General features: G+C 68.2%; 17 protein-coding genes. 2 read left to right on the plus strand and 15 right to left on the minus strand.

What is annotated here, in order from left to right:
• Positions 1-473: 473 nt before the first annotated feature.
• The 6 genes from IT359_07160 to IT359_07185 form a co-directional block, all read right to left on the minus strand.
• A complete protein-coding gene (locus IT359_07160; protein ID MCC6928753.1) occupies positions 474-1,208 on the minus strand; it encodes an SIMPL domain-containing protein in 735 nt (244 codons plus the stop codon).
• Positions 1,209-1,437: 229 nt separating this feature from the next.
• Positions 1,438-2,556 (minus strand): aminotransferase class I/II-fold pyridoxal phosphate-dependent enzyme, encoded by a 1,119-nt coding sequence (locus IT359_07165; protein ID MCC6928754.1) that lies wholly within the window; start codon positions 2,554-2,556, stop codon positions 1,438-1,440.
• Positions 2,557-2,648: 92 nt separating this feature from the next.
• A complete protein-coding gene (locus tag IT359_07170; GenBank protein MCC6928755.1) occupies positions 2,649-3,761 on the minus strand; it encodes a M20/M25/M40 family metallo-hydrolase in 1,113 nt (370 codons plus the stop codon).
• A 279-nt stretch (positions 3,762-4,040) separates the two neighbouring features.
• Positions 4,041-4,892 (minus strand): CPBP family intramembrane metalloprotease, encoded by an 852-nt coding sequence (locus IT359_07175; protein ID MCC6928756.1) that lies wholly within the window; start codon positions 4,890-4,892, stop codon positions 4,041-4,043.
• A 442-nt stretch (positions 4,893-5,334) separates the two neighbouring features.
• Complete coding sequence (locus IT359_07180) at positions 5,335-6,771, minus strand: RagB/SusD family nutrient uptake outer membrane protein (protein MCC6928757.1); 1,437 nt, start codon at positions 6,769-6,771, stop codon at positions 5,335-5,337.
• A gap of 46 nt (positions 6,772-6,817) precedes the next feature.
• Positions 6,818-9,823, minus strand: coding sequence for a SusC/RagA family TonB-linked outer membrane protein (locus tag IT359_07185; GenBank protein MCC6928758.1), 3,006 nt, complete (start codon positions 9,821-9,823; stop codon positions 6,818-6,820).
• Between the two features lie 692 nt (positions 9,824-10,515).
• On the opposite strand from IT359_07185, the gene IT359_07190 reads away from it, so the two are divergent.
• A complete protein-coding gene (locus IT359_07190) occupies positions 10,516-13,521 on the plus strand; it encodes a prolyl oligopeptidase family serine peptidase (protein ID MCC6928759.1) in 3,006 nt (1,001 codons plus the stop codon).
• A gap of 101 nt (positions 13,522-13,622) precedes the next feature.
• Here the strand turns inward: IT359_07190 and IT359_07195 are convergent, their stop codons facing one another.
• Positions 13,623-14,804, minus strand: coding sequence for a mannose-1-phosphate guanylyltransferase (locus IT359_07195; protein MCC6928760.1), 1,182 nt, complete (start codon positions 14,802-14,804; stop codon positions 13,623-13,625).
• A gap of 191 nt (positions 14,805-14,995) precedes the next feature.
• Here IT359_07195 and IT359_07200 point away from each other — a divergent pair, with 191 nt between their 5' ends.
• Positions 14,996-15,775 (plus strand): ubiquinone/menaquinone biosynthesis methyltransferase, encoded by a 780-nt coding sequence (locus tag IT359_07200; protein ID MCC6928761.1) that lies wholly within the window; start codon positions 14,996-14,998, stop codon positions 15,773-15,775.
• A 108-nt stretch (positions 15,776-15,883) separates the two neighbouring features.
• Here IT359_07200 and IT359_07205 read toward each other — a convergent pair whose 3' ends face one another.
• From IT359_07205 to IT359_07240, 8 genes are all read right to left on the minus strand, one after another.
• Positions 15,884-17,470 (minus strand): response regulator, encoded by a 1,587-nt coding sequence (locus IT359_07205; protein ID MCC6928762.1) that lies wholly within the window; start codon positions 17,468-17,470, stop codon positions 15,884-15,886.
• Between the two features lie 30 nt (positions 17,471-17,500).
• Positions 17,501-17,878, minus strand: a complete 378-nt coding sequence (locus tag IT359_07210; GenBank protein MCC6928763.1) for a response regulator — start codon at positions 17,876-17,878, stop codon at positions 17,501-17,503.
• Positions 17,875-18,306, minus strand: coding sequence for an Hpt domain-containing protein (locus IT359_07215; GenBank protein ID MCC6928764.1), 432 nt, complete (start codon positions 18,304-18,306; stop codon positions 17,875-17,877). The genes IT359_07210 and IT359_07215 overlap by 4 nt, the downstream gene beginning before the upstream one ends.
• A 245-nt stretch (positions 18,307-18,551) precedes the next feature.
• Positions 18,552-20,459 carry a PAS domain S-box protein gene (locus IT359_07220; protein MCC6928765.1) on the minus strand — a complete coding sequence of 636 codons (1,908 nt, stop codon included), beginning with the start codon at positions 20,457-20,459 and terminating at the stop codon, positions 18,552-18,554.
• Between the two features lie 228 nt (positions 20,460-20,687).
• Positions 20,688-21,692, minus strand: coding sequence for an MCE family protein (locus IT359_07225; GenBank protein ID MCC6928766.1), 1,005 nt, complete (start codon positions 21,690-21,692; stop codon positions 20,688-20,690).
• Positions 21,689-22,498: an ABC transporter permease gene (locus tag IT359_07230; GenBank protein MCC6928767.1), complete on the minus strand. Its 810-nt coding sequence runs from the start codon at positions 22,496-22,498 to the stop codon at positions 21,689-21,691. Before IT359_07230 ends, IT359_07225 begins: the two co-directional genes overlap by 4 nt.
• Positions 22,499-22,618: 120 nt before the next feature.
• Complete coding sequence (locus tag IT359_07235; GenBank protein ID MCC6928768.1) at positions 22,619-23,281, minus strand: response regulator transcription factor; 663 nt, start codon at positions 23,279-23,281, stop codon at positions 22,619-22,621.
• A 19-nt stretch (positions 23,282-23,300) separates the two neighbouring features.
• Positions 23,301-24,368 (minus strand): sensor histidine kinase, encoded by a 1,068-nt coding sequence (locus tag IT359_07240; GenBank protein MCC6928769.1) that lies wholly within the window; start codon positions 24,366-24,368, stop codon positions 23,301-23,303.
• Positions 24,369-24,371 lie beyond the last annotated feature (3 nt).

The following is a 24,371-nucleotide window of genomic DNA, read 5'->3' on the forward strand; positions in this document are numbered from 1 at the left end:
CGAACCCAGCGCCCCACGCCCACCTTCCCAGCGAAAGCTGGGATCCATTTGTCCTCGGCACACTCGCGATCGGCTGCCTCGGGCGCCAATGACCGCAACAACCAAAGCCTTCAACTCGGAGGACGCACGGAGGAACGGAGGTCCACGGAGGAGTTCAATCGCCGTGATCTCCTCCGTGGGCCTCCGTGTCTCCGTCTACCTCCGTGTCATGACGATCTTGACCTTGAACTCCCTGGCCCTACGCATTTGCTGCGTCTGGCGCGGGCTCGCGGGGACTCGGGGGCGCTTGAAGATCAAGAGCCTTGAACACGGAGGACACACGGAGGAACGGAGGTTCACGGAGGAGTCCAATCGCCGTGATCTCCTCCGTGTCTCCGTCTACCTCCGTGTTGTAGCGCCTTTGAACTTGAACTTCCTGGCCCGACGCTACTCCGGGTTATCGCGCCCTTGACCTCGAACGTCCCGGCCCTGCGCTACTTGAGCTGGAAGGTCGCCCGCACCACGGCGGTCACGTCCTTCTCGATGCTCGAGACGTCGCTCACGCCGTAGTCCGAGATCTCGGTGGAGAAGCGCGGCGTGATCTGGAAGACGCCCATGCGGGCGTCGCGCACCGCGCCCACGGTGCGATCGGTGCTCTTGGCGATCGCCTCGGCGCGCTGCTTGGCGTCGCGGGTGGCGTCCTCGAGGAGGCCGGCGCGGATGTCACCGAGCTTGGTGTAGAGATACTCGGGGCTCGACGGCTGCAACGGGACGCCCTCGGCGATGAGCGCGCTCGCCTGCTGCGAGACTTTGGTGACGCCGTCCACGTCGTAGCTGCGGATCTCGAAGGCCTGCGAGAGGCGCGTCGCGATCACGCGTCCGGTCTCGCGACCGTCGGGAAGCGTCTCGGAGACGCCGCTCGCCTCGACGGGCCGCACCGTGAGGAGCGAATCGGCGACTCCCTGCTCCTTGAGGAAGGCGCGCACGCGCGCGGTCCCGCGCGACAGCTCCTGCGAGGCGGCGACCATCGACGACGACTGCACGCTCACGGTGAAGCGCCAGACGACGAAGTCGGAACGGATGGGGCGCCTGGCAGACCCGGTGACGGTGACCTCCTCGTTCCCCTTGCGAATGTCCTTCAGCGCGCCGGAGACGAAGAAGAGGCCAAGGAGGATGGCGACGGCAACGGCGCCGAGGCCGTAAAGGTGTTGGAAGCGACGGTCATCCATTGGAAGGGCGGACGGGAGACGGGAGACGGAGACGGGAGACGAGCGTCCGGACGGGTGCGGTGCGGGGGTGGTGCGGGGGTGATGCGCGGGAGGCGGGGGGGCCCTCACGGGGAGGCACGTGGGGACAGCATCGCGCAATCCCCCTGAACCAACACGCGAGAGGAGGGGAGAAACAAGCTCACGACTCCTTCACCGCAACGACTGGACTCCCCTCCCCCGTCCGCCCCTCCTACCCCAGCGCCTGGCGAAGGTCCTCGACGAGGTCGTCGGCATGTTCCAGGCCGATCGACAGGCGCAACAGGTTGTCCGGCGTTGGCGACTCGGGGCCCTCGATCGACTTGCGGTGCTCGACCAGCGACTCCACTCCCCCTAACGACGTGGCGCGGGTGAAGAGCCGCAGGCGACCGGTGAGCGCGAGGGCGTCATCGGCGCTCCCGATCGGCTGGAAGGAGACCATCCCGCCGAACAGCTGCATCTGCTTCACCGCCACGCGGTGGCCTGGGTGCGTGGGGAGGCCGGGGTAGTGCGTGACTTCGACCTTGTGGTGCGTGGCGAGGAAGGCGGCCACGCGCTCGGCGTTCGCGGTATGCTGGCGCACGCGGCACGGGAGCGAGGCAATGCCGCGGTGCACGAGCCAGCAATCGAAGGGAGACGGCACCGCCCCCGCCGTGGACTGCACGGTGCGGATGCGCTCCCACAGTGCGTCGCGCTTCGCCGTCACCAGCGCCCCGCTCAGCACGTCGGAGTGTCCGCCGTGATACTTGGTGGTGGAGTACATGATGAGGTCGGCGCCTAACGGGATGGTCGGCTGGCCGACCGATGTTCCCCACGTGTTGTCCACCGCCAGGTGCGCCCCCGCCTTGTGGGCAATCTCGGCGCAGCCGGCAATGTCCGTCACCGAGAGCGTCGGGTTGGACGGCGTCTCGATCCAGACCAGCCTGGTCCTGGCGCGCAGCGCGTCGCGCACGTTGGCCAGGTCGGTCGTGTCGACGATGGAGTACTCGAGCCCCCAGCGCCCGAAGATCTCCTTGAGGAGCTTCTTGGTCCCGTAGTAGGTGGCGTTGGGGATGATGACGTGGTCCCCGGGGTCGAGCGCCTGCAGCACCGCGGCAACCGCCGCCTGTCCGGACGAGAAGGCCGCGGCATCGGCGGCACCATCGACCGCGGCGAGTGCTGTCTCGAGCGCCGAGCGATTGGGGCTCTTCTCGCGCGAGTAGATGTAGCCCGAGCTGAACGATCCATCCGGCTCGCGCAGGAAGGTCGTCGACAGGTGCAACGCTTCGGCGATGGCCCCGGTGGCCGGATCAGGAGAGTGGCCGGCGTGGACGGCGATGGTTTCCTTGTGCATGAGGCTCCGGGAGGGCGGCGTGAACGGGATTCGCTTGGGCGGCTGCAGCGCCGCTGTTGAGTCGATGCGCGACGGTCGCCAGCGGGTGACGCCTACGGACGACGCGGCTGCGCGGGCCCCGGTTGACCGCCGGGCTTCCACGTCGGTCTGGGGCCATCGGCCAGGAGTCGCACCGCGCGCGCCGCGGCATCGATGACCTGCGCCATGTGTCCCGCATCGGCGTGCGACGCATCGTCGCTCCGCTTGTGATAGTCGGTGTGCAGGTTGTACGACGACAGCGTGTGCGCCGGGATCCCCAGGCGCGCAAAGGCGATGTTGTCGCTCCGCATGAAGAAGTTCTGCTCGGGGCGCTTGTCGGGTACGAGCGGGATCCCGGCCGCAGCGAGCGCTTCGCCCATCGTCGAGCGCTCGTAGCCGGTGAGCCACCCCTTCCCTCGCCCGCCAGCAAGCGAATCGGGGCGACCGATCATCTCGATCTCCAGGTTGGCCACCGTCTGGTCCAGGGGGTGCGGCGGATGCTGGATGTACCAGCGCGTGCCTAACAAGCCGACCTCCTCACCAGTGGTCGCGGCGAAGACGATCGTGCGCCTGGGGCGCGGCCCGGCGGCGAGGACGCGTGCGATCTCGAGCACCGCCACCGTCCCCGACGCATCGTCGTCGGCGCCGTTGAAGACCGAGTCGCCCTCGACCGCGGGCCCGGTCCCGAGGTGATCGTAGTGCGCATCGACCAGGATCGCCTCGCCGGCCAGCGCGGGGTCGCTCCCCCGCATGATCCCCACCACGTTCACCCCCGTCAGCCGCCGCGCCGCCGGAATGGTGTCGAGCGCCGCGAACGACGATGCGAGCGCCGGCACGGTGCGCGTCTGGCCCCCCATGGTGCGTTGCACCTGGTACATCGGGACGCGCTGGAAGAAGCCCGAGTCGCCCGCCGAGGAGAGCCCGATGCGTTGCATCTGCTCGCCGATGAAGCGCGCCGCGCGCGCACTCCCCGGCGATCCGGTCATGCGCCCCGCCATGGAGTCGTGGGCGAGCGTCGAGAGCAGCGAGAGCACATACGCCGAGTCGACGGTCGTCGACCGGAACGGCGTTGCACCGCCGCTCGTGACCGAGGCGGTTCGCGAGCATGCGGCGAGCGCAGCCGCGGCAACCGCGGCCACCACGGAGAGTCGTCGCGCCAACGGGGCGCGCGAGATGAGTCGGGTCATGTCGGGGCGATGAGGTCGCGCGCCACCTGATGAGGCGCTCTCCGGAACCTCGCGGGGCGGGGCGTGCAGCGCAATGTGTGCGCGCGCTCGTGTGGGGGGTGTGCTCCACGGATGGTGGCGGGGGCGCAGGTAACGCCAAGTACCGTGTCACACGAAGCCAAGAAGCCACCAGCCGAAACCTCGAACCCTCTTCGTGCCTTCGCGTCTTCGCGTGAGAGCGCCCCTGGCTCCCGTGAGCGCGCACACGACGCCCGGCGCAGCGCTCGCCAAAGCGCGCGCCTACCCCCGCGTCGCCAGCAACATCACATCATACAGCGCGTGCGTCCACGCGGTGATTCCGAAGCCGCGCACGACGTACAGCGCGCTGAACGCCACACCGGCGATGGCCCGGAAGGTAAACGAGGCCAGCTCCAGCCGGTCGCCAAACGGCCCGACGTAGTGAAACGCCGAGAAGATCAGCGCCCCCGTCAAAGTCGCGAAGGTCCCGGAAGCCACCGGCCCCCAGCCGAAGATCTTCTTCGCCACCCAGAGGAGGACGGAGACGAGGATCACGCGGAAGAGGAGTTCCTCGTAGAGCCCCGCCCCTAACGAGACCATCAGCGCCGTCGGCCAGCCGACGCCGTCGAGCCCCCCCATCGCCAGCCCGGTTCCGGTACTCGCCCCCGCGCCGGCAAGTGCCCCAACGAGCTGCGCGGTGAGCATCCCGACCACCGTACCGAACACCCCCGCCAGCACCACCGACTCGGCGAGCATCGCCACGAAGGTCGAGCCCTTGAGTCCACCGGGCGCACGGCGAAGGTCGCGGATGATGAAGACGAGCATTGTCCCCACCAGGAGCGCCCCAAAGACCGGCTGCCCGCGCTCGCCGAGCACCGCCTGGAAGGCCGACTTTAGGAGGACATCCGCGCCGTTGCGAACGCCGTTCGACGCCTCCGAGAGCCCCGCCGCCATGAGTTCATATAGGATAAGAAGCGGGAGGGCGAAGGTGAGCGAGTAGCGCGGCGCACGCGAGTCGTGCCAGTATCCGCGCCGTTTTGCGGGGAGCGTGGCGTTGGGGGCGGCGAGGGGCGAGGCGGCGGCAATGCTGGAATGTACGTGCGGGGAGCGGACGCGTTTCAGCGTGGGGCGCACAGTTCTCGCGAAGGCGTGCGAGCGCTTGGCGGTTCATTCGCAACTCGTGGTGGAGCACTCATTTGCGCCCCAGCCTTGTGCGTTGTGACCGACGGATCACGGCGCGGGGCTCGCCGTGACAGCGCCTGTCGCGAGGGGCGCTCCCGCTGTCGCCGTCCTTCGTTGAGCACCCCCAAGGCGGACGTTGCGACGCCGCTGTGTGAGGCTCGAAGAGCCTAACCGACGACTGCGAGGTACGAACTAACGACTGCGAGGTACGAACTAACGACCGCGCAGCGCGACCGAACGACTGCGCAGCGCGGACGAACGACCGCGCAGTCACGACGCTCAACCGTGCGGGCCGCGCGATCCGCCCGGCCGATAAACCAAACGACCGGCCCCTCTCGGGACCGGTCGTCGGCGTTTCGTGGAACTCGTCGTGCCGTTAGGCGCTCGGAGCGTTTTACAGGTTGCCTTCGCAACCGCGCGGCAGGACCGAGGCCGGGGCTCCGACAGGACGTCGCGCATCGCACTCCGCCTGCGGGATCGGCATGACCTTGGCGACGAACTGCCCCGGAGTGTCGATCGGCAGCTGGCTCAGGCGCCCCCAACGGCGCATGTCGACCCAGCGACTCCCTTCGAACAGCAGCGACTGATGCTTTTCATACATGATCGCATCGAGCCCGGCCGCACCGGACGCCAGCGAGGCCAGCGGCGCGAGCTTCCCGGACGTTGTGCGAACGATGTTCAGGTCCGCCAACGCTGCACTGGTGTTCCCGAGCGCCCAGTTGGCCTCGGCGCGCAGGAGGAGGAGTTCTTCGTTGCGGATGATCGCCGCCGGCGTGCTCGGCGTCTGCCAGATGTCGAACCGATACTCCGCCGCGATGTTGGTATTGAGTGGCGGAAAGACGGGCGTCGCCAGCTTCACGAGCTTGCGGGTGACGCGATCGTCCGGCGTCACGCCATCGGCCTGATTCTGGGCAACGGTCACCGCCTGCTTGTGCGCGTAGATGAAGTTCTGCTGGGCGAACGAGTTGGCATTCGTCCCGTCGCCCGTCGCCGTCGAGAAGATGTGTTGCGGCCCGCTGTTCAGGGACGCCATCGTCGCCGTCGTCGAGATGAACGATTCGTTCAGCGCCGCAAGCGCTGCGTTGTAGCAGGCATTGCCGCAGCCGAGCGATCCGTAGATCACGTTCGCCTTGGCGGCGATGGCACGGCTGAACTTGAGGAAACTCGCCGGCGTGTCAAAGCCCGCGAAGCCGGAGTGCATGACAAACGGGAACGCGGCTCCACCGCCCGCCAGCTTTGCCTTCGCCGTGTCGAGCGTGGCGATGATGCGCTGGTACACTTGCGCGCGAGCCACGAACGGCGCCGGCGAACTGGGCGTGGTCGGGATCTCGGTCGGCACTCCGATCGAGTCGCGAGTGGCGATGAGGTAGAGCAGGTCAAGCGCGTACCACGTCTTGGCCCACCCTTCCACCGCCGACTTCTGGGACGCGCTGAGCGTCGAGGCGTTGGCCGCGTCGACGATGGACAGCGCGTTCTTCATGTTCTGGTAGCGCCCCGCCCAGTTGCCGCTGGCAAAACCACCCGGATCGAGACGTTGCGGACTTGCGAGCCCGACCAGGTAATTCGAGACGTTGCGGGCGTCGGTGGTGAAGTAGTTGTACACCTCGCGGCCGAAAATGCCGACGTCGCGATTGTACCCCGCGAGCGCGCCGCGCTCGGACACGAGAATTCCCGTGGCAAGCAACTGGATCCCGTTGGGGTCCTTCGACAACGCGTCGACGCTGGGCGAGTTGTAGTTCGGCACGTTCAGCTTCTCGGTATTGCAACCGATCACGCTGAACATGAGCGCTCCCAGGAGCGCAACGGACCTCATGCGCATATGATCTCCCATCGAGCGAGTGCTCGCTGAAGTCAGATTGAGTCGGAACGTCATCGGATTACCAGCCGAGGTCGACCGAGAAGAAGAACGAGCGGGTCGGCGGGAACGGCGCGAGGTCGACGAAGCGGACCACGTAGTTACCGCCGTTGTTCACTTCGGGGTCGAAGCCGTTGTAGCCCGAGATGATGAACAGGTTGCGCGCGGCGAGGCTGACACGCCCCGAGCGAGCGCCCGGCACCACCGACCACCAGCTCTGCGGAAGGTCATACGAGAGGTTGATCTCGCGGATCTTCGTGTACGAGCCGTCCTCGAGATACACGGCCGTGCTGCGACCGCCGTTCCACGTGTTGTAGCGATACTCGCCGAGCGGGACGTTCGCTTCGGGCGACTTCTCGTCGTAGTCCCACGAGTTGCCACCCTCGTCGAAGAGGTTCTTCGTCATGTTCGACAACGTGCCGCCGCGGCGGTAGTCGATGAGCATGTTGACGTTGAAGCGCTTGTAGTTCCAGTCGTTCGAGAACGACATCACGTAGCGCGGGTTGGCGTCTGCGAGCGGCGTCTGCGTGGTCTGCACGCCGTTCACGAGGCCGTTCCCCCAGATCGTCGAGACCGTGTGGCCCGGGGTGTAGAAGAGCTGGCCGTAGGCGTTACCGAAGCCGCGCGCCGCGGTGTTGTCGCGGAACGGCTTCACGCCTTCCGGGAACGAGGTGATCTCGGCCTTGTTCTGATACCAGGTGGCGCGCGACGTCCACTGGAAGTTCGACGTCTGCATCGGGATCGTGGTGATGCCGAGTTCCACGCCCGTCGCCTTCATCTCGCCACCGTTGACCGTCGTCGTCGAGATACCCGATGACGGAGCCAGGGTGGGACGCACGAGGAGGTCGACGATGTTGCGGTCGTAGTATGTGGCTTCGAGGCGGACGCGATCCTTGAGGAAACCAGCATCGATGCCGTACTCGATTTCCTTGAGGCGCTCCGGCTTCACCGAGGTGTTGCCAACGGTTCCGGGGATTCCGAAGCCCGCCAGGCCGCCGATGAGTCCATAGCTCGCGAAGGTCAGGTCACGCTCGCCAAAGTTCGGCTGGTTGCCCGACTCGCCGTACGCGGCGCGGAGCTTGAGCTCCGTGACACCCGCGATGGGGTTCGCAAAGCGATACGAACCGCTGACGCGCGGGAAGTAGAAGACCTTGTCGCGATCGGCATTGACGCTCGAGCGCTCGCCGCGCACGGCGCCCGAGAGGTAGAGCTTCTCGCCGAACATGAGGAGTTCTTCCTGCGCGAAGAAGGCCTGGTTGAGCACCAGCGTGCGCCCGTTGGTGACGGACGTGTTTGCGGCACCCGCGGCATTCTTCTGCGCCGGGCCAAGGCCGCGCCCGACGATGTTGTAGTCGTTCGTCTCACGGCTCTCGAACTGCCCACCGAACGACGTCGTGGCGTTCAGCCACGAGAGCGTCGTGTTGATCCATGTGCCGGAACCGGTCACATTCGAGAAGAGGTTGGTCCCGTTCCCCTGGATGATCGTCCCAGGGAACTGCCCACCCTGTACCGTCCCGAGGCGCTGGAACTGGAGTTCCTGCGGCGCATAGATGTAGTTCTCGTTCGAGAAGCGGTCAGCCCCCGCCTGCAGCGAGAAGTTGACGATGTTGTGCTCCATCGAGAGCGCAGCATAGTTCACGCGGCTCGAGAAAATCTGACGATACACATCCTCATTGTTGAGCATGAGGTCCATCGTCTGGAACGGATTGGACGTCGACACCGTCGCCGGGAACGCATTCAGGATGTAGCGACCCTGCTCGTTCTTCTGGCGAAGATCGACAACAGCGGGCGTGTATCCGAACGAGTAGATCGGCGACGAGAGCGCGTTGTCATTCGACGAGATGCCACGCTGCGAGAATGAGCGCAGGATGTTGGCGCCGAGCGAGACGGTGACCTTGCTCCCGATCGCCTGGTCCAGGTTGGCGCGCAGCGACTGGCGGCGGGCACCGGTGTTCTGGATGACACCGGCTTCCTGGCGGTCGAGACCCGAGAAGAAGTAGCGCGTGCTGTTCACGCCACCGGTGAGCGACACGACGCTCTCGAACGATGGGTCCGTCTGGCCGTAGAGCTGTCCCTGGTAGTCGAAGTACGGGCACTTCGGATTACAGGCGGCCGTGGCCGCCGCAGTCGCCTCGGCACCGAGACCGAGCGCCGTGAGCTGACCCAGGTTCTCGAACTTGCGCGACCCCAGCAGTCGCTGCGCCTGGAACGTTCCGACACGCTGCGTGAAGTTCACGCGCGGCGCCGTGGCCGAACCACGCTTGGTCGTGATCACCACGACGCCGTTGGTGGCCTGCGAGCCATAGATGGCGCTTGCCGCCGCACCCTTGAGGACTTCGATGTTCTCGATGTCGTTCGGGTTGATGTCGGCGAGGCGGTTGGTCCCGTTCTCTTCGCCGGCGTTGAGCGAGCCGGTGACGACCGCCAGACGGTTCGAACGCACGGCGTTGGAGATGATGACGCCGTCAACGACGAACAGCGGGTTGGTGTTGCCGATGAGCGACGAGGCGCCACGGATCTGGACCTGACCGCCGCCGCCGGGGGCGCCGTTGTTCATGTTGATGCTGGCGCCGACGACCTTGCCCTGCAGCGCGCTCTCGAGCGCCGGAGCCGGAACGCGCGCCAGTTCTTCCGCGCTCACCGCGGCGACCGCGGTCGCGGCGTTCTTGCGCTCGATGGTCGTGGCGGCACCGGTGATGGTCACGCCTTCGATCTGGAGCACGTCCTTCTCGAGCGCGAAGTCGGCGGTGGTCTGCGACGCCGAGACGCGGATCTGCTGACGCTTGTAGCCGATGGCGCGCACCTGGACGGTGACGTCACCGTTCGGGACTCGGAGGCGATACTCGCCGCGCTCGTTGGTACGGGCACCGCCAGCCGCACCGACGGTCCCGACGATCGCATCATGGAGCGGAGTGCCAGTCCCGGCGACCGTCACCTTGCCGGTGACTTCGCGGGTCTGCGCCCGCGCGCTCGCCGGCAAGGCGAACGACGCAAGCAATGCTGCTGCAAGCACAAAGAACCTTCGCACAAAAACCTCCCGAGGTTGGGGGGGGACTCGATGAACCCGCGTTCGTGACCGCCCGGCGAGGGCGGGAGCGACGATGGCAGCGACCGGGCGAGGCGAACCCTATCATCCCACCGTCACCGACAGGACGCGTCCTGCGGCACACGTGCGCGAGTCGCCAAACCTCTGGATGTGACGCTAGAGTGTCAAGAATTTTCCTCGCGCTTTGCGCGGCGCATTGCGCCCCAGCGAAGTCGACGGTTCTCCGCGCGCGAAAAAGAGCGCATAGTCTGTCCTCCACCCGTTGCAGGAAATCGCCGAGCGTGTTACCGGCCCGCCAACCAGCTGATAAGCGGTCAGTCCACGTCCAGGCCCGCTCCCGAATCCCCATCCTCCCACTCGCCGCCACCATGCTGCGCCCAACCCCGCGCGCCTCGGCAGCCTCCCCCAGTGCCGCCCCCCCCGCGAAACCACGCCCCCTCTTCCGGCTGGCTACCCTCGGATGCGCGGTGCTCGCGCTCATCGCGACAGCCGGACGAGTCGTCCCCGCGCAGGGCGCTCGAACGGGGGCTCGCACGGAGGCTCGCCCGGGGACGCGACCGGCGGCGCGCACATCCACACGACAGGCGCAACAGGCGCTCGAAGCTGCAACGCCGCGCGCAACGCCATCGACTGCCACCGCCCCTCCGCCGGCGGCGACTTGGGCGGCGAGCGCGATGTCGGCCAGCGACCTCCTCGGCGTCACCACATCGCAGGTCGCCGACCTCAGCGATGACGGGCGCTGGCTGGCCGTGCTGGTGCAAACGCGCCGCGACGGCTTCGGGACCGACTTCCGGCGTGACGGCGACCCCTCGTACATCCGCCCCGCCGTCTCGCGCCTCGTCAGCATCAACACCGCGTCAGGAGCCACGCAGGCGGTGGTGGGCGAGCCGCGCGTGCTGCGTTCCCCGAGTTGGTCGCGCGACGGGACCAGGCTGGCCTGGCTGGAGCTGGTGCGCGAGCGGTTGCAGCCAACGGTTTGGGATCGCGCCACCGGACGCACGCGCACGGTGGCCATCCCCGCCGGGTGGTACGTGGCCGAGAACAGCGACGTGCGCTGGTCGCGCGACGACGCACGGCTCGTGCTCTCGCTCCGGCGCGATCGCTGGCGCGCGCGCATTCGCGCCGAGTTCGCGCGCATGACGCTGGGCCCGGTCTTCGTGCAGGACGGGCGCGACCCCTTCCTGGCGTGGGACCGACTGCGCCGCGAGGGGAACGTGCGCGCGGTGTACGCCATCGACGTGGCATCGGGAAAGGCGCAGGAACTCCTCCCCGAAGCCATGACTGCGACCTTCGCGCTGAGCGACGACGACTCGCTGGTCACCTACGAGGACGACATCACTCGGCAGACGGACTACGACGTGATCTTCGGGAGCGAGCGGCGGCTGATGGCGCGCCCCTCGTCAGGCGGCGCTCCCTTCGTGCTCCTCCCATCGCTCAAGGGGATCACGCTCGCCTGGTCCAACGACGGGAAGCAGTTCGCCTGGGGGAGCGAGGGAAAGGTCCGGGTGCAGCGCGCCGCGAGCGGCGCCGCGGCGCAACTGGTCGCCGCGCCCGACTCCGCACTCGCCAGCGACACGAGCGCCAGCGGACGCGAGGCGCTGGCCAAGGCGCGGTGGACGCTCGTGCGCTGGTCGCCGAGCGGCGACGCGCTCCTCCTCTCCAACCGCGAGGGGTACTGGCTCGCCCCGCTGGCCGGCGGCGAACGCACGCGCGTGGTCGCCTCGAGCGACTCGGGGACCGCTCCCCGCTACCAGCCGGTGGCCTGGAGCCAGGACGGGAGATCGCTCTACTTCTCCGTCGCCAGCCGCACCTCGTGGGAGCGCGGCATTGCCCGTTATGACCGCCAGACGGGGACGATGGAAGACTTGGTGAAGGACGCGCGCCTGTACAGCGGCGTGCGTCTGGCCCGCTCGGGCGACGTGCTGGTCTACTCGTCAGGCGAGGGGAACCGCCCGCAGGAGCTGTTCGTAGCCGATGGTGCCATGCGCAACGCGCGCGCCGTGACCAACGCCAACGCGCACCTGGCCGGCAAGGCATTCGCGCGCACGCGGCTCCTCACCTACCATGACCTGGACGGCGCCACGCGCTACGGCGTGGCCTACCTCCCGGCTGACTACGACGCGTCGAAGAAGTACCCAACGCTGTTCAACATCTACGAGGAGTTCTTCGACGACACCTTCGACGCCACGATCAATGTCCTCACGTCCAACGGCTACGTGGTGGTGAAGCCGAGCGTCGGCTTCGAGACCGGATACCCGGGCGAGGCGTGGTTCAAGGGGGTCACGGCGGCGGCCAATCACCTGATCGAGACGGGCGTCGCCGACTCGTCGCGACTCGGCGTCTTCGGGACGAGCTACGGCGGCTACGCGACCAACCTCCTCATCACGCAGACCAGGCGCTTTCGCGCCGCGGTGAACATCTCGGGGAAGGTGGACCTCATCTCCTTCTACACCGACTCACCGCGACTCGGCGTGCGCAATGTCCACGCCGCCGAGAAGTCGCAGGACCGCATTGGCGCCACGCTCTGGCAGCAGCCGCAGAAGTATGTCGCGCACTCGGCGGTGATGTTCGCCGACCGTATCACGACGCCGCTGTTGCTGGTGACGGGGGCGCAGGACGGGAACGTCCCCGCCGACAACACGCGCGAAATGTTCTACGCGCTGCGTCGCCTGGGGAAGGACGTGACCTGGGTGAACTACATGAACGGCGGCCACGGGACGCCGAGCACGACGCCGGCCGACTTCATCGACTTCCACGACCGGCTGGTGGCGTTCTTCGATCGCACGCTCAAGGGACCGGTGCAGGAGCGCGCGGTGGAGGCGATCTCGCTGCTCGGTGAACCGCTGTCGCGCCCCGTGCCGCCAGCCGCAACGCTGGCCCGCATGGAGCAGCAGCTCGCCGAGGCGCGCGCCGCCTGGCGCCACACACCAGGCAACGCCGACTCGATCATCTGGTACGCCCGGCGCACCGCGTACCCGGGGCGCTTCAACGCGGCGATCGCGATCCTCACCGACGGGATCGCGAAGTTCCCCGACGACGCGCGAATGTACCGTCACCGCGGGCACCGCTACATCACCATCCGGCAGTTCGACAAGGCGATCGCCGACCTGGAGCGCGCCTACGCGCTCACAAAGGACAAGCCCGATCAAGTCGAGCCCGACGGCCAGCCTAACGCGCGTAACATCCCCACCAGCACGCTCAAGGGGAACATCCGCTACCACCTGGCGCTGGCCTACTACCTCAACGGCGACTTCGACAAGGCGCTCCCGCTGTATCAGGAGGACGTGGCGGCCTCGAAGGGGAACCCGGACATGCTCGTTGCCTCATCGCACTGGCTGTACATGACGTTGCGTCGCCTGGGGCGGAACGCCGAGGCCGCGAAGGTCCTGGTGCCGATTTCGAAGGAGATGGATGTGATCGAGAACGGCGCTTATCACAGGCTCCTGCTTCTGTACAAAGGCGAGTTGCAGCCGCGCGACGTGCTGGGTGAGTGGGGGAGCGAGGGCAACCTGGAGGACATCACGACCGCGTACGGCGTCGGCAACTGGCATTTGTACAACGGGCGGCGCGAGGAGGCGCGGGAGATCTTCGGGCGCATCGTCCGGGCACGCGGGCAGTGGGCGTCATTCGGGTACGTGGCGGCTGAAGCGGAGTTGGCGGCGCTGGCGCGTGAGGGGTGAGGGTGGTGGTGCGACCAGATCAACTGCGTGTCGTCGTGTGACACCGCTCTTGACGGACCCACCCCGCTCACGACCTCCCGCGGAAACGCCCCCTCCGCGCCTTACTCCTCCGGCGGCTGCTGCAACCGCACCTCATCCGGGAGGCGCTCGAGGAGTGGCCGCAGCTCCGCGGCCCGGTCGAGCGTGGTCACGAAGGTCGTCCCCTTGATCGACACGACCAGGAGCCCTTCGACGCCGTAGAGCACCACGGCGCTTCCCTCGGCGTGCACGATGTTGCCGCAGGCGTCGACGAAGTGCACGTCGCCGATCGCCCCGTTCCCTTCGTCATCGAGGTCACGGGCGCGCTTGAGGGAGGCCCAGGTGCCGACGTCGTCCCAGCCGAAGTCGCCGGGGAGGACGGCCATGGTCCCCACGCGCTCGAAGAGGCCGCGCTCGAGCGAGATGGAGCGCACGTCGGCGGCAAAGGCGTCGTGGTCGGTGAGCACCCTGGCCTCGAGGAGCGCGTGCACTTCGGGCGTATGTCGTTGCAGCTGCTCGAGGAGGAGCCCGGCGCGGGCGAGGGCGATCCCGGAGTGCCACATCGCGCCGTTGGCGCAGAGCGCCGCCGCCTGTGCCGCGTCGGGCTTTTCCACGAAGCGGTCGACGAGCGCGGGGCCGCCAGCCGCAAGGGGGAAGTCGATGCTGAGCGGGGCGCCCACGGCGAGGTAGCCGAAGGCCGTTTCCGGGCGCGTGGCCGGGATCCCGACCGAGACGATGAGTTCCTCGCGCGCCGCCACCGCCCCGCCCTGCCGCAGCGTGTGACGGAAGGCGTCGGCGAAGGCGACGGCGAGGTCGGCGTGCAGGGCACAGAGCAGCGCCTGCGGGCCGGCGCGCTTCGCCACCTCGCGCGCCCCCCAGGCCAGCGCCGCCGCCGTGCCTAACGGGCGCGGCTCCACGAGGAGGTTCGCCGCGGGAATCTCGGGGATGGCGCCGTGAATGGCCGCAGCGATGTCGGCCGACGTCACCACCAGCGTGCGCTCGGCGGGGACCACCGGGTGCAGCCTCCCCACCGTCTCGGCAATCAGCGGGCGTTCCCCCACCAGGCGCAACAGCTGCTTGGGGCGGTGCGGCGAGGAGAGTGGCCAGAAGCGCGAGCCGATCCCGCCTGCGAAGACGATCGCCCAGAGCGCGGTGTCCGACGAGAGCAGCTCCGACGCCGCCAGCTGCTCGGCGGGGAGGGTCCCGGCCGCGCTGGCACCGTCAAAAGGGGACCATCCGGTGGGTGTGGTGTCGCCGACGGACATGTCCCGTGCTTGAAGGGTACGTCTGGAGGGGATCTGCTGGCTGGCCGCGACGGGACCGCGCGAAGTGCACATCGCTCCCGTCCGGCTGGCCCCGCAAGATAAACTACTCGGTCGCGACGTACCCCTCCCGCCCCGGCATGCCTCCGTCCCTCCCCCCGACGCCACCCGCGCAAGACCCTGCGCACGAGCCTGTGCAAGAGCCCGCGCGTTCACCTGCGTCACCGCAGGAGCTGGCGGCACTCGATCTGGACGAGTATCTCCTCGACCCGGTGCGCAAGCAGTCGTTCGTGACGCCGATGTTCGAACACATCGCCCCGCGCTACGACGCCTTCACCCGGCTCTTCTCCTTCGGGATGGATGCCACGTGGAAGCGCGAACTGATGGCTTGGTTCGACGAACGTGCGCCTGAGGGGGCGATGGTGGTGGACGTGGCGTGCGGCACGGGAGACCTCGCGCTCTCGGCCGCCCGATTGCGCCCGCGGGGGAGCGTGCACGGGATCGACGCGGCGCAGCGGATGATCGCGCGCGCCCGGGAGCGCGTGAGTGCGCGCGATCGCGAGCGGGTCCACTTCTCGGCCGGCGACCTCACGCGCCTTCCCTTTGCCGACGCATCGGTCGACGTGATCCTGGGCGGCTACGCGCTGCGCAACGTCCCGCGCTACGAGCAGGCGCTGGGGGAGTTGCACCGCGTGCTGCGCCCGGGGGGCACGCTGCTCACGCTCGACTTCTACCGCCCGCCCCATGCCCCATGGCGCGCGCTCTTCCTCGGCTATTTGCAACTGTCGGGGAGCCTGGTGGCGTGGTGGTGGCATCGCGCCCCCGTCATCTACAACTACATCGCCCACTCCATTCGGCATTTTGTCACCGCCGAGGAGTTCGCGCGGGCCATGGAGCGCGCGGGGTTCACGCCCGGCCGGCAGCGCGACCACCTGCTGGGCGGGATCGCACTCCACGAGGGCGTGCGGCCATAGCCGCTTCGGACGCATGGGCAACGGCACCAGCAAGCACCGTCAACCACAGGGGCCGCCGCAGCCACCACACCGACCACCGCCTAACGACGCGCCGACCGATCGCCCCCGTCAGGCGATCTCGAGACGGCGGGTGTCGCGCGCGCGTTGCAACTGCTCCCGCACGGTCGCCAGCAGGTCGACGTACGTGAACGGCTTCTTGAGAAAGGCGACATGCTCGGGAAGGACACCGCGACGCAGCGACTCGTCGTGCGAGTAACCGGAGGTGAAGACCACCGGAAGGCCGGGGCGCAGGCGCTCCAGTTCGGCGACCAGCTCGGGGCCGCGAAGACCAGGCATCACGACGTCGGTCACCACCAGGCGCACATGCCGCCCCTCGCGCGCGAAAATCGTCAGCGCCTCGTCGCCCGAGCCGGCTTCCAAGACCGCATACCCCGCCCGCTCCAGGATGCGGCGCGAGATGGCGCGCACCGACGGCTCGTCCTCGACCAGGAGAATCGTCTCGGACGGGGAAGATGGCGTCGCCTCCTCCACGACCACGGGCGGCGCAGGCGGCATACCCCCCTTCACCTCCGGGAAGGCGACGGTGAACGTCGTCCCCCGCCCTGACGACGACTCGCAGTGAATAGCGCCCTCGCTCTGCTGCACGATGCCGTAGACGATCGACAGCCCCAGCCCGGCCCCCTTGCCCGGCGCCTTGGTCGAGATGAACGGCTCGTACAGGTGCGCCATGACCTCGGGCGGGACCCCCTCGCCGTTGTCGCGCACGACCAGCGCGACGTATCGCCCCGGACGCACGCGCGGCTTCCACCCCGTGGTGTCGCGCACCTCGATCGGGACCACCTCGACGGTGATGCGCCCGTTGGCTCCGACCGCGTCGCGCGCATTGAGCACCAGGTTGAGCACCACCTGCTCGAACTGCGTCGGATCGACCTTGACGCCCTCGGCCTCGCTGGAGACGAGCGAGGTGAAGGCGATGTCGGGGCCGATGATGCGCCGCAGCATGGGCTCCATCAGCGCCACCGACTCCCCGATGTCCAGCACGCGCGGCTGCAGGTGCTGCTGGCGGCCTAACGCGAGGAGGCGCTGCGTGAGCGCGGCCGCCCGCCGCGCCGCCACGCGTATCTCGCCAATGGCGGCCGGGACCTCGCTGGGCGGGAGGAGCTGGTTCTCGATCGCCTCGGCGTTGCCGATCACGATCGTGAGCAGGTTGTTGAAGTCGTGCGCCACCCCGCCCGCCAGGCGGCCGAGTGCCTCCATCTGTTGCGCCTGGCGAAGCTGCGTCTCGGCGCGGTGCCGCCCGATGGAGTACAGCAGCGAGCGCACGATCAGCGTGGGATCGACGCGCCCCTTGAACAGGTAGTCCTGCGCCCCGAGGCGCACCGCCTGCAGCGCGATGGCGCTGTCGTCCAGCGCCGTCAGCACGATCACCGCACTGTCGGCGGCCATCGACAGGACCGCGTTGAGCGTGTCGAGTCCCGTGCTGTCGGGGAGCGAGAGATCGAGGAGGACGGCGGCGAAGGCCTCGCGACGCATGGCCTCGATCGCCCCTTCCAGCGTGGCAACACGAAAGGCCTCGAAGTCGGCGCGGGCGTCGGCGTTGGCTCCCCCCGCCGTTACCGCCGCCACCACGATGGTCGCGGTGAGGTCGTCATCCTCGACGACGAGAACGCGCTCCTTCTGCACCCCGGCGCTCATGATCCGGTCACCGTGGTTGCCCAAGCGCGCTCAGCGAACCGCTGCGCCATCCAGCGCGCGCGCAATCGCCTCCAGCAGGATCGATTCGTCCACGATCGGCTTGGTCACGTAGTCATCGAAGCCGGCGGCGATGTACTTCTCGCGGTCGCCGGTCATGGCGTGCGCCGTGAGGGCGATGACGGGCAGGTGCCGCAGCGCGGGGTTGGAGCGGATGTGCCGCAACGTCTCCACGCCGTCCATGCCGGGGAGCGAGATGTCGAGGAGCACCAGAGACGGCGTCTCCCGCTGGAGCCCCTCCAGCGCTTCCATCCCGGTCTCGTATTCGGTGCAGCGGTACATCCCCTCCAGCAGCGCCGTGGCCAGGAGGCGGTTGTCGGGATTGTCCTCGACGATCGCGATGCGCCTCACGCGTCGCCTCCAACGCTCCGTGCGTACGCGTCGAGCTGCGCCCACGCGAGCGCGGCTTCGTCGGCCAGGGTGGCGAGGCGCACGACGGTGTCGTCGGGCGTGAGCGACTGCGCTTCCTTCTCCAGCGACAGGGCGGCGGCGCGCAACGACTCGGCACCCACTTGCGCCGCGCTCCCCTTCATGGCGTGCGCCAGTCGCGACACCTGGTACTGGTCGAACATCGCGTGCGCGGCGTGCATGGCGCCAAGGCGCTGCTCCGACGTCGTGCGAAAGAGGGCGATGACCTTGTGCAGGAGTTCCTTCCCGCCAATGCGCTGCACCAGCGCCAACGCCTCGATCATCTCCGGCGGCGGCGCGCTCTCCGTTCCCGTGTCTCCGGCGCGAGCCGTGACGAAGCCGTCAACGCTGCCTGATTTGGGGACGGTCATGCTCTTCTCGTGGACCGGGGTTGCGATGGACCTTCCCGGGGCGACCTGGACGTTCGCCCCGCGGTACACGAGGAAGTATCGGCCACGCGGGAGTGGCGATGAAGCGAAATTCTGCGCTGTCCTGCACGGGATTCCTCGGGTGTCGCGAATGCCGGTACCGGGCACGGCGCCCACCCTGGAAGACGGCTTGATGACTGGAAACCGTCACGCGCAAGTCATTGGCGTGCTTGCATTCACGCGTTTGATCAGGCGCGTCGGGGAGGCTCGCTCACCGCAGCGCGCGGGGTGGAAGCGTGCGCTGCCGGGCGCGTCGAGTCGGCGGTCGGGACGGTGAAAATGAACGTCGTCCCCATGCCCGGCGTGCTCTCGACGGTGATGCTCCCGCCGTGCGCCTTCACGATCCCCTGCGCGATGGCCAGCCCGAGCCCCGTCCCTACCGTGCGCGATTGCCGGCGCGCATGCCAGTAGCGGTCAAAGATGTGAGGAAGATGCTCGGCAGGAATCCCGCTCCCGGTGTCGATCACCGCGATGCGAACGGAGTCGTCGCGCGCCTCGGCGCGCACCGTGACGCTCCCGCCACGCTCCGTGAACTTCACCGCGTTGGCCACGAGGTTCACCATCACCTGCTGCAATCGCATGGCGTCGACGTGCACCTCGGGGAGTGCGTCCGGGAGATCGCGCTCGATGAGAAGACCGCGCTCGTTTGCCGCCTCGCGCACCATGGTCAATGTGGCATCCACCAGCGGACCCAGCGCCTCGCGGCGCGGATTGATCTTGAGGTGCCCGGACTCGATGGTCGAGACGTCGAGCAGGTCCTGGATGAGGCGCTGCATCAGTTGCGTCGACTCGAGGATCGCCTCGGCGAGTTCGCGACGATCGTCGGCCTCGTTGGGTGGACTCTCGAGCAGGACGCGCGCGCACATCGAGATGGCGCTGAGCGGATTGCGCAGGTCGTGCGAGACGACGCCGAGTATCTCGTCGCGCGCGCGCGAGGCCTGTTGCGCCTCACGGTACAGCCGCGCGTTCTCGATCGCGAAGGCGGCGCGGTGGGCAAGGTCCTCGGCCAGTGCGACTTCACCGTCATCGAACTGCCGGGTGGCGACCGTCGAGATCAGCGTGATGGCGCCCAGCACGCGGTCACGCGCCACGAGGGGGAGTGTGAGCGCGGCGTGTATCCCGAGCGCGGCGAGAGCGTCCGCGAGGTCGTTGTCGGTGGCCCCGTCGCGTTCCCATCCGTCGGCCAGGCGGCGCTGCACGATGCGGCGCCCTTCGTCCATCACGTCGGCCACCGGGAAGGGCCAGTTGCCGCGCGCGGCGTGACGCCGTTCGAAGCTGCGCAGGCGCTTGGTGCGCTCCGGATCCTCGTGCACGCTCACCACGGTGCGCACGCCACCGGCACCATCGTCAAGCGCAAGGATGCAGCAGTCGGCCAGGTGCGGCATGGCCAGGTGCGCCACGCTGCGCAACGTCGACTCGTAGTCGAGCGAGGTCGCCAGCACGCTCCCCGCGCGCACGAGGAAGCGCTGGCTCTCCTCGTTGCGCAGCCGCTCGGTGATGTCGCGCAGCACCACCGTGAACAGGCGCCCCCCCGGGAGTTCGAGCCGCGAGATCGAGGCCTCGGCGGGAAACTCGGATCCGTCGCGTCGCAGCCCGAAGATGGGGCGTCGCTCCGCCATGCGGCGCGCCACCTGTCCTCCGCGGGCAAAATCGATCAGGTAGCGCGCATGGGCGTCGCGATACCGCATCGGGAGGAGCGTCGAGAGCGGCGCCCCCACCATCTCCCGTTCGGAGTAGCCGAACAGCGTCTCGGCACCGTGATTGAAGTGGAGGATCTCCTGCTTTTCGTCGACGGTGATGATCGCGTCGACCGCGATGGAGAGGATCCCCTCGAACTTGGCCCTCGAGGCGCGCAGCTCCAGTTCGGCCCCGAGGCGGCGTTCCAGCTCACGCGACAGGAACCAGGCGCCGGTGAGGGCGATGACGGCCGAGACGAAGGCGAGGACGAACGAGATGCGCCACAGCCCACCGCGCGCATCCGCACTCGCCGTGGCGGCCTGCGCCAGAAGCAGCCCCCCCGCGACGGCCAGGACGGCGATCGACAGGAGCAGGACAACGCGCGTTGGAGTGAAGTACGAGGGGGACGACTGATTCACGGCACCGGCAGCAGGGACGGATGAGGCATCGCCCACCGTTGGGCTGGGCAATCATCCGCGGGCACACGATATCCACAGACTGCCCGTTCGGGAAGGTGACGGCGGGGAGCGCCGTACACCGCGCGCCACGTCACCCTCGCGTGAGCGCTGGCGTGAGCGCTGGCGAGAACGTTCGCACGCCTGGTTCCGGCACGCGAACGCCGATGTCCGCCCGTGCGAAGGCTCGGCTCAGAAGACGCGCACGTTCACGTACTTCTTGGGATTCCGTCGCATGTCGCTGATCAGCGCTTGCAGCTCGCGGAGCGTGGAGTCGGCGTTGCGGTACAGCGACGTGTCGTTCACGAGGAGTCCTAACGAGCCCTGCCCGCGGTTGATCTTCGTCATGACAGAATCGCTGCTGGCAATGAAGCGCTGCAGGCGCTGCTCCGACGATCCCAGCTGGCCGGAAATCTCGTGCAGGCGGCGACTCGTCTCGCGCAGTTCGCGGGCGGCGGTGGCCGCATCCTCGACGATCTGCCGTACCTCGCCGCGCGCGGTCGACGAGTCGAAGCGCGCCGAGATCGACTTGATGTCCTGCGAGGCCGAGAGCAGGTAGTCGACGCCGCCTTGCACCTGCCCGGACATCTTCCGCATGTTGCGCGACTGCTCGCGCACCGTCTCGGCGAGCGAGGCGGAGAGGTCGGCGAAGTTGCGGATCGAGGCCCGCAGTTCGCGCGCGGCGCGATCGTCGAAGGCGACTTCCACCCGCTCCGCGACCGTGGCCACGTCGCCGGCAATGCGGCCGGCCACCGCGGTGAGCTGCGCGATGTCGGGGAGCGTGGCCCCGGGAATCACGCCGCCGCCGATGTCGGCCTCCTTGATCTGTCGCGCCACGTTCTCGTCGCGCGGGAGCCCCTCGCGCCCGAGGATCGTGGCCTGCCACTCGCCGAACAACGACGACTCGTTGAGCAGGACGACCGGGTTCTTCGGCAGCTCGGCGTCGGCGCTGAGCGCCAGGCGCGCCTCCACCCAATCGTTGGGAGCCAGTTCGAGGCGCTCGATGCGCCCGGAGCGCACCCCACGAATCACCACCTGCGCCCCCACCCGCACGTTCCCTACATCTCGAAAGCGCACGGTGACGGTGCGGCGCTTCTGCCCCAGGTCCGACTGCTGCACCCAGAGCACGGCGCCGATGAGGATGACGGTGGCGGCGATGATCGTCAGCCCCACGATGAAGTCGTTGGCGCGTTTCATGAGTTGCCTGACGGGTTGCGTCCGAGGAGCCAGACCACGGCCCAGAAGGCGTCGAGGACGAGGATCATGATGGCGGAATAAACGACGGCGTTCGTGGCGGCCTTCCCCACTCCCTGTGCCCCACCCCGCGCCTCCATGCCGTGCAGCGAACCGATGAGCGTGACCGCCGTGCCGAACGAGGCCGACTTCACCAGGCCGTAGCGCACGTCGAAGTGCTGGAAGAACATGCGCAACCCCCGCAGGAAGTCGTGCGTCGACAGGTCGAGAAGCGAGACCGACGCCGCCCACCCCGCCCCCACCCCCACCACCATCGCCAACCCCACCACCACCGGAAACATGACCGTCCCCGCCACCACGCGCGGAAAGACCAGGAAGGCGTGCGGATCGTAGGTGAGCGTCTCGAGCGCGTCGATCTGTTCGGTGACGCGCATGGTCCCCAACTCGGCGGCGATGTTGGCACCCACGCGTCCCGCCAGGGCGAGGCCGGTAAGCACCGGGGCCAGTTCCATCGTGATCGTCTTCTCGACGAGCGTCCCCACGAAATAGAGCGGGACGGCGCCCGTGAACGAGTAGCTCGCCAGAAGCGAGAGCACGATGCCGGTGAAGACGGCGATGAAGAGGGCGATGGGCAGGGAGTCGACCCCTAACGAGCGGGCCTGCGCGGTCGCCTCGGGACCCCACGTGCGGACGTCGCGCGCCGAGCGCACCGTCTCGGCCACGAAACGCCAGGTTCGCCCCGCCCCTTCTATCGAAGTGCGGGTCGTCCGTCCGAGATCTTCGACCGCCAGTCGAAGCGAACGACGCATCCCGCTACCCTCCACTGGTGGCGCGCCACCGGCTGGCGTCAGCACCAACCGGCAACGCGCAAGATACTCGACGCCCCTCGGGCGATGTGGCGCTCGCTGCGACGCTCCCTATCTCGCCCCCTATGGCTGCGCGAGCAACCCCAGCCGCAACGCAAACTGCACGTAATCGGCGCGGTGCGACAACCCCAGCTTCTCGTTGATCCGCTGCTTGTACGTGTCGACGGTCTTGGGGCTGATGAAAAGGCGTTCGCCGATCTCGGGTGCCGAGTACCCCTGCGCCGTCAGGCGGAGCACATCGCGCTCGCGTTCGGTGAGCTTCTCGAAGCGCTCGCGATCCACCTGGTGCGGATCCTTCTTGGTGAGCCCCTTTGCCAGCACGCGCGCGGCGGTGGGGCGCACATAGACATCGCCCTTGGCCACGGCACGCACCGCATCGACCAGTTCGCGATCGGCGGCGCTCTTCACGAGGTAGCCGGCCGCTCCGGCCTCGAGCAGCGGGACCAGGTAGTCCTCCTCGGGGTGCATCGTGAGGATCAGGACACGCGTGCTGACTCCCTTGGCGACGATCTCCTTGGTGGCGGCGGTGCCGTCCATCCCGGCCATCGAGAGATCCATCACGACGACGTCAGGCTTGAAGCGGTCTACCAGCGCGATCGCTTCGCGACCGTCCTTGGCCTCGCCCACGACATCGATGTCCTTCGCGGTTCCCAGGACAGCCTTGAGTCCCGCCCGGACGACCGTGTGATCGTCTGCAAGTACCACCCGGATCAGATCAGAAGTCATTCACGCCTCGACAATAACGTTAGGTTGCCGTCGTCTCGCTCGACGCCGCCGCACGGGCCGGCGCCAATAACGGGACGCTGGCGATGACCCGCGTCCCCCGCCCTGGCGCACTGTCGATCCCGAGTGCCCCATCGACCAACGCCATGCGCTCCCGCATGGTGAAGAGCCCCATCCCCGGACGCCGGCGATCGGCATCCTCGGGACTGAAGCCCACGCCGTCGTCGCTCACCTCCAACCGCGCGATGCGCCCCTCCACGCCGGCGCGCATCAGGACACACGTGGCATTGGCGTGGCGCAGCGCGTTGTTGAGCGCCTCCTGCGCCACGCGGTACAGCACGGAGCTGACCGCCTGTCCGATCTGGTGGGCCGTGTCCTCCACGACCACCTCGATGCGAATCGAGCCGCGCGCCTCGGACTCGCGCGCGAGATGCTGCAGTGCGGCCCCCAGCCCCAGGTCGTCCAGGACCCGCGGATGCACCGTCTGGGAGAGCATGCGCACCTCATCCAGCACGTCGCTGGCAATACGCCGAATGCGCTCCAGGCGTTCGCCGTCCCGCGGATCGTCGTTCTCGCGGATCACGACGCTCAGTTCCATCAGCAGCGCGGCGAGCGACTGCGCGGTCGAGTCGTGCAGCTCGCGGGCAATGTGCGACCGCTCGTCGTCACCGGCGCGGATGACGCGCGCCGTCAACTCGCGAAGCCGCCCCCGGTCGGCGGCAACTCCATCGAGCAGGACGTTGAGCGCTCCACCGACGCGCTGCAGGTTGACGTCGGCCAGGATCGAACGCGGGACGCGCGCCGTGAGGTCACCGCGCCAGACGCGTTGCGCCGTCGACTCCAGGTCGGCCAGCGGGCGCAGCGCGAAGAAGATCAGGATGAGGTTGACGATCGCGCTCCCGATGAGCGTCCCCCCAAAGAGGACCATGATCGGAACGTCGCCCGCGCCACCACGCCGGATGATCGCCACCGCGGAGAGCGCGACGATCAGCATGATGGCGTTGGCCCCCACCAGCTTTGCAGCCAGCGGGACCTGCAGCAGCGATCCGACCCACGACGGGATCTTCGTCCCGCTCGCAGTGTGCACCACCGG

The organism is Gemmatimonadaceae bacterium, assembly GCA_020852815.1.
Classification (GTDB): Bacteria; Gemmatimonadota; Gemmatimonadetes; order Gemmatimonadales; family Gemmatimonadaceae; genus SCN-70-22.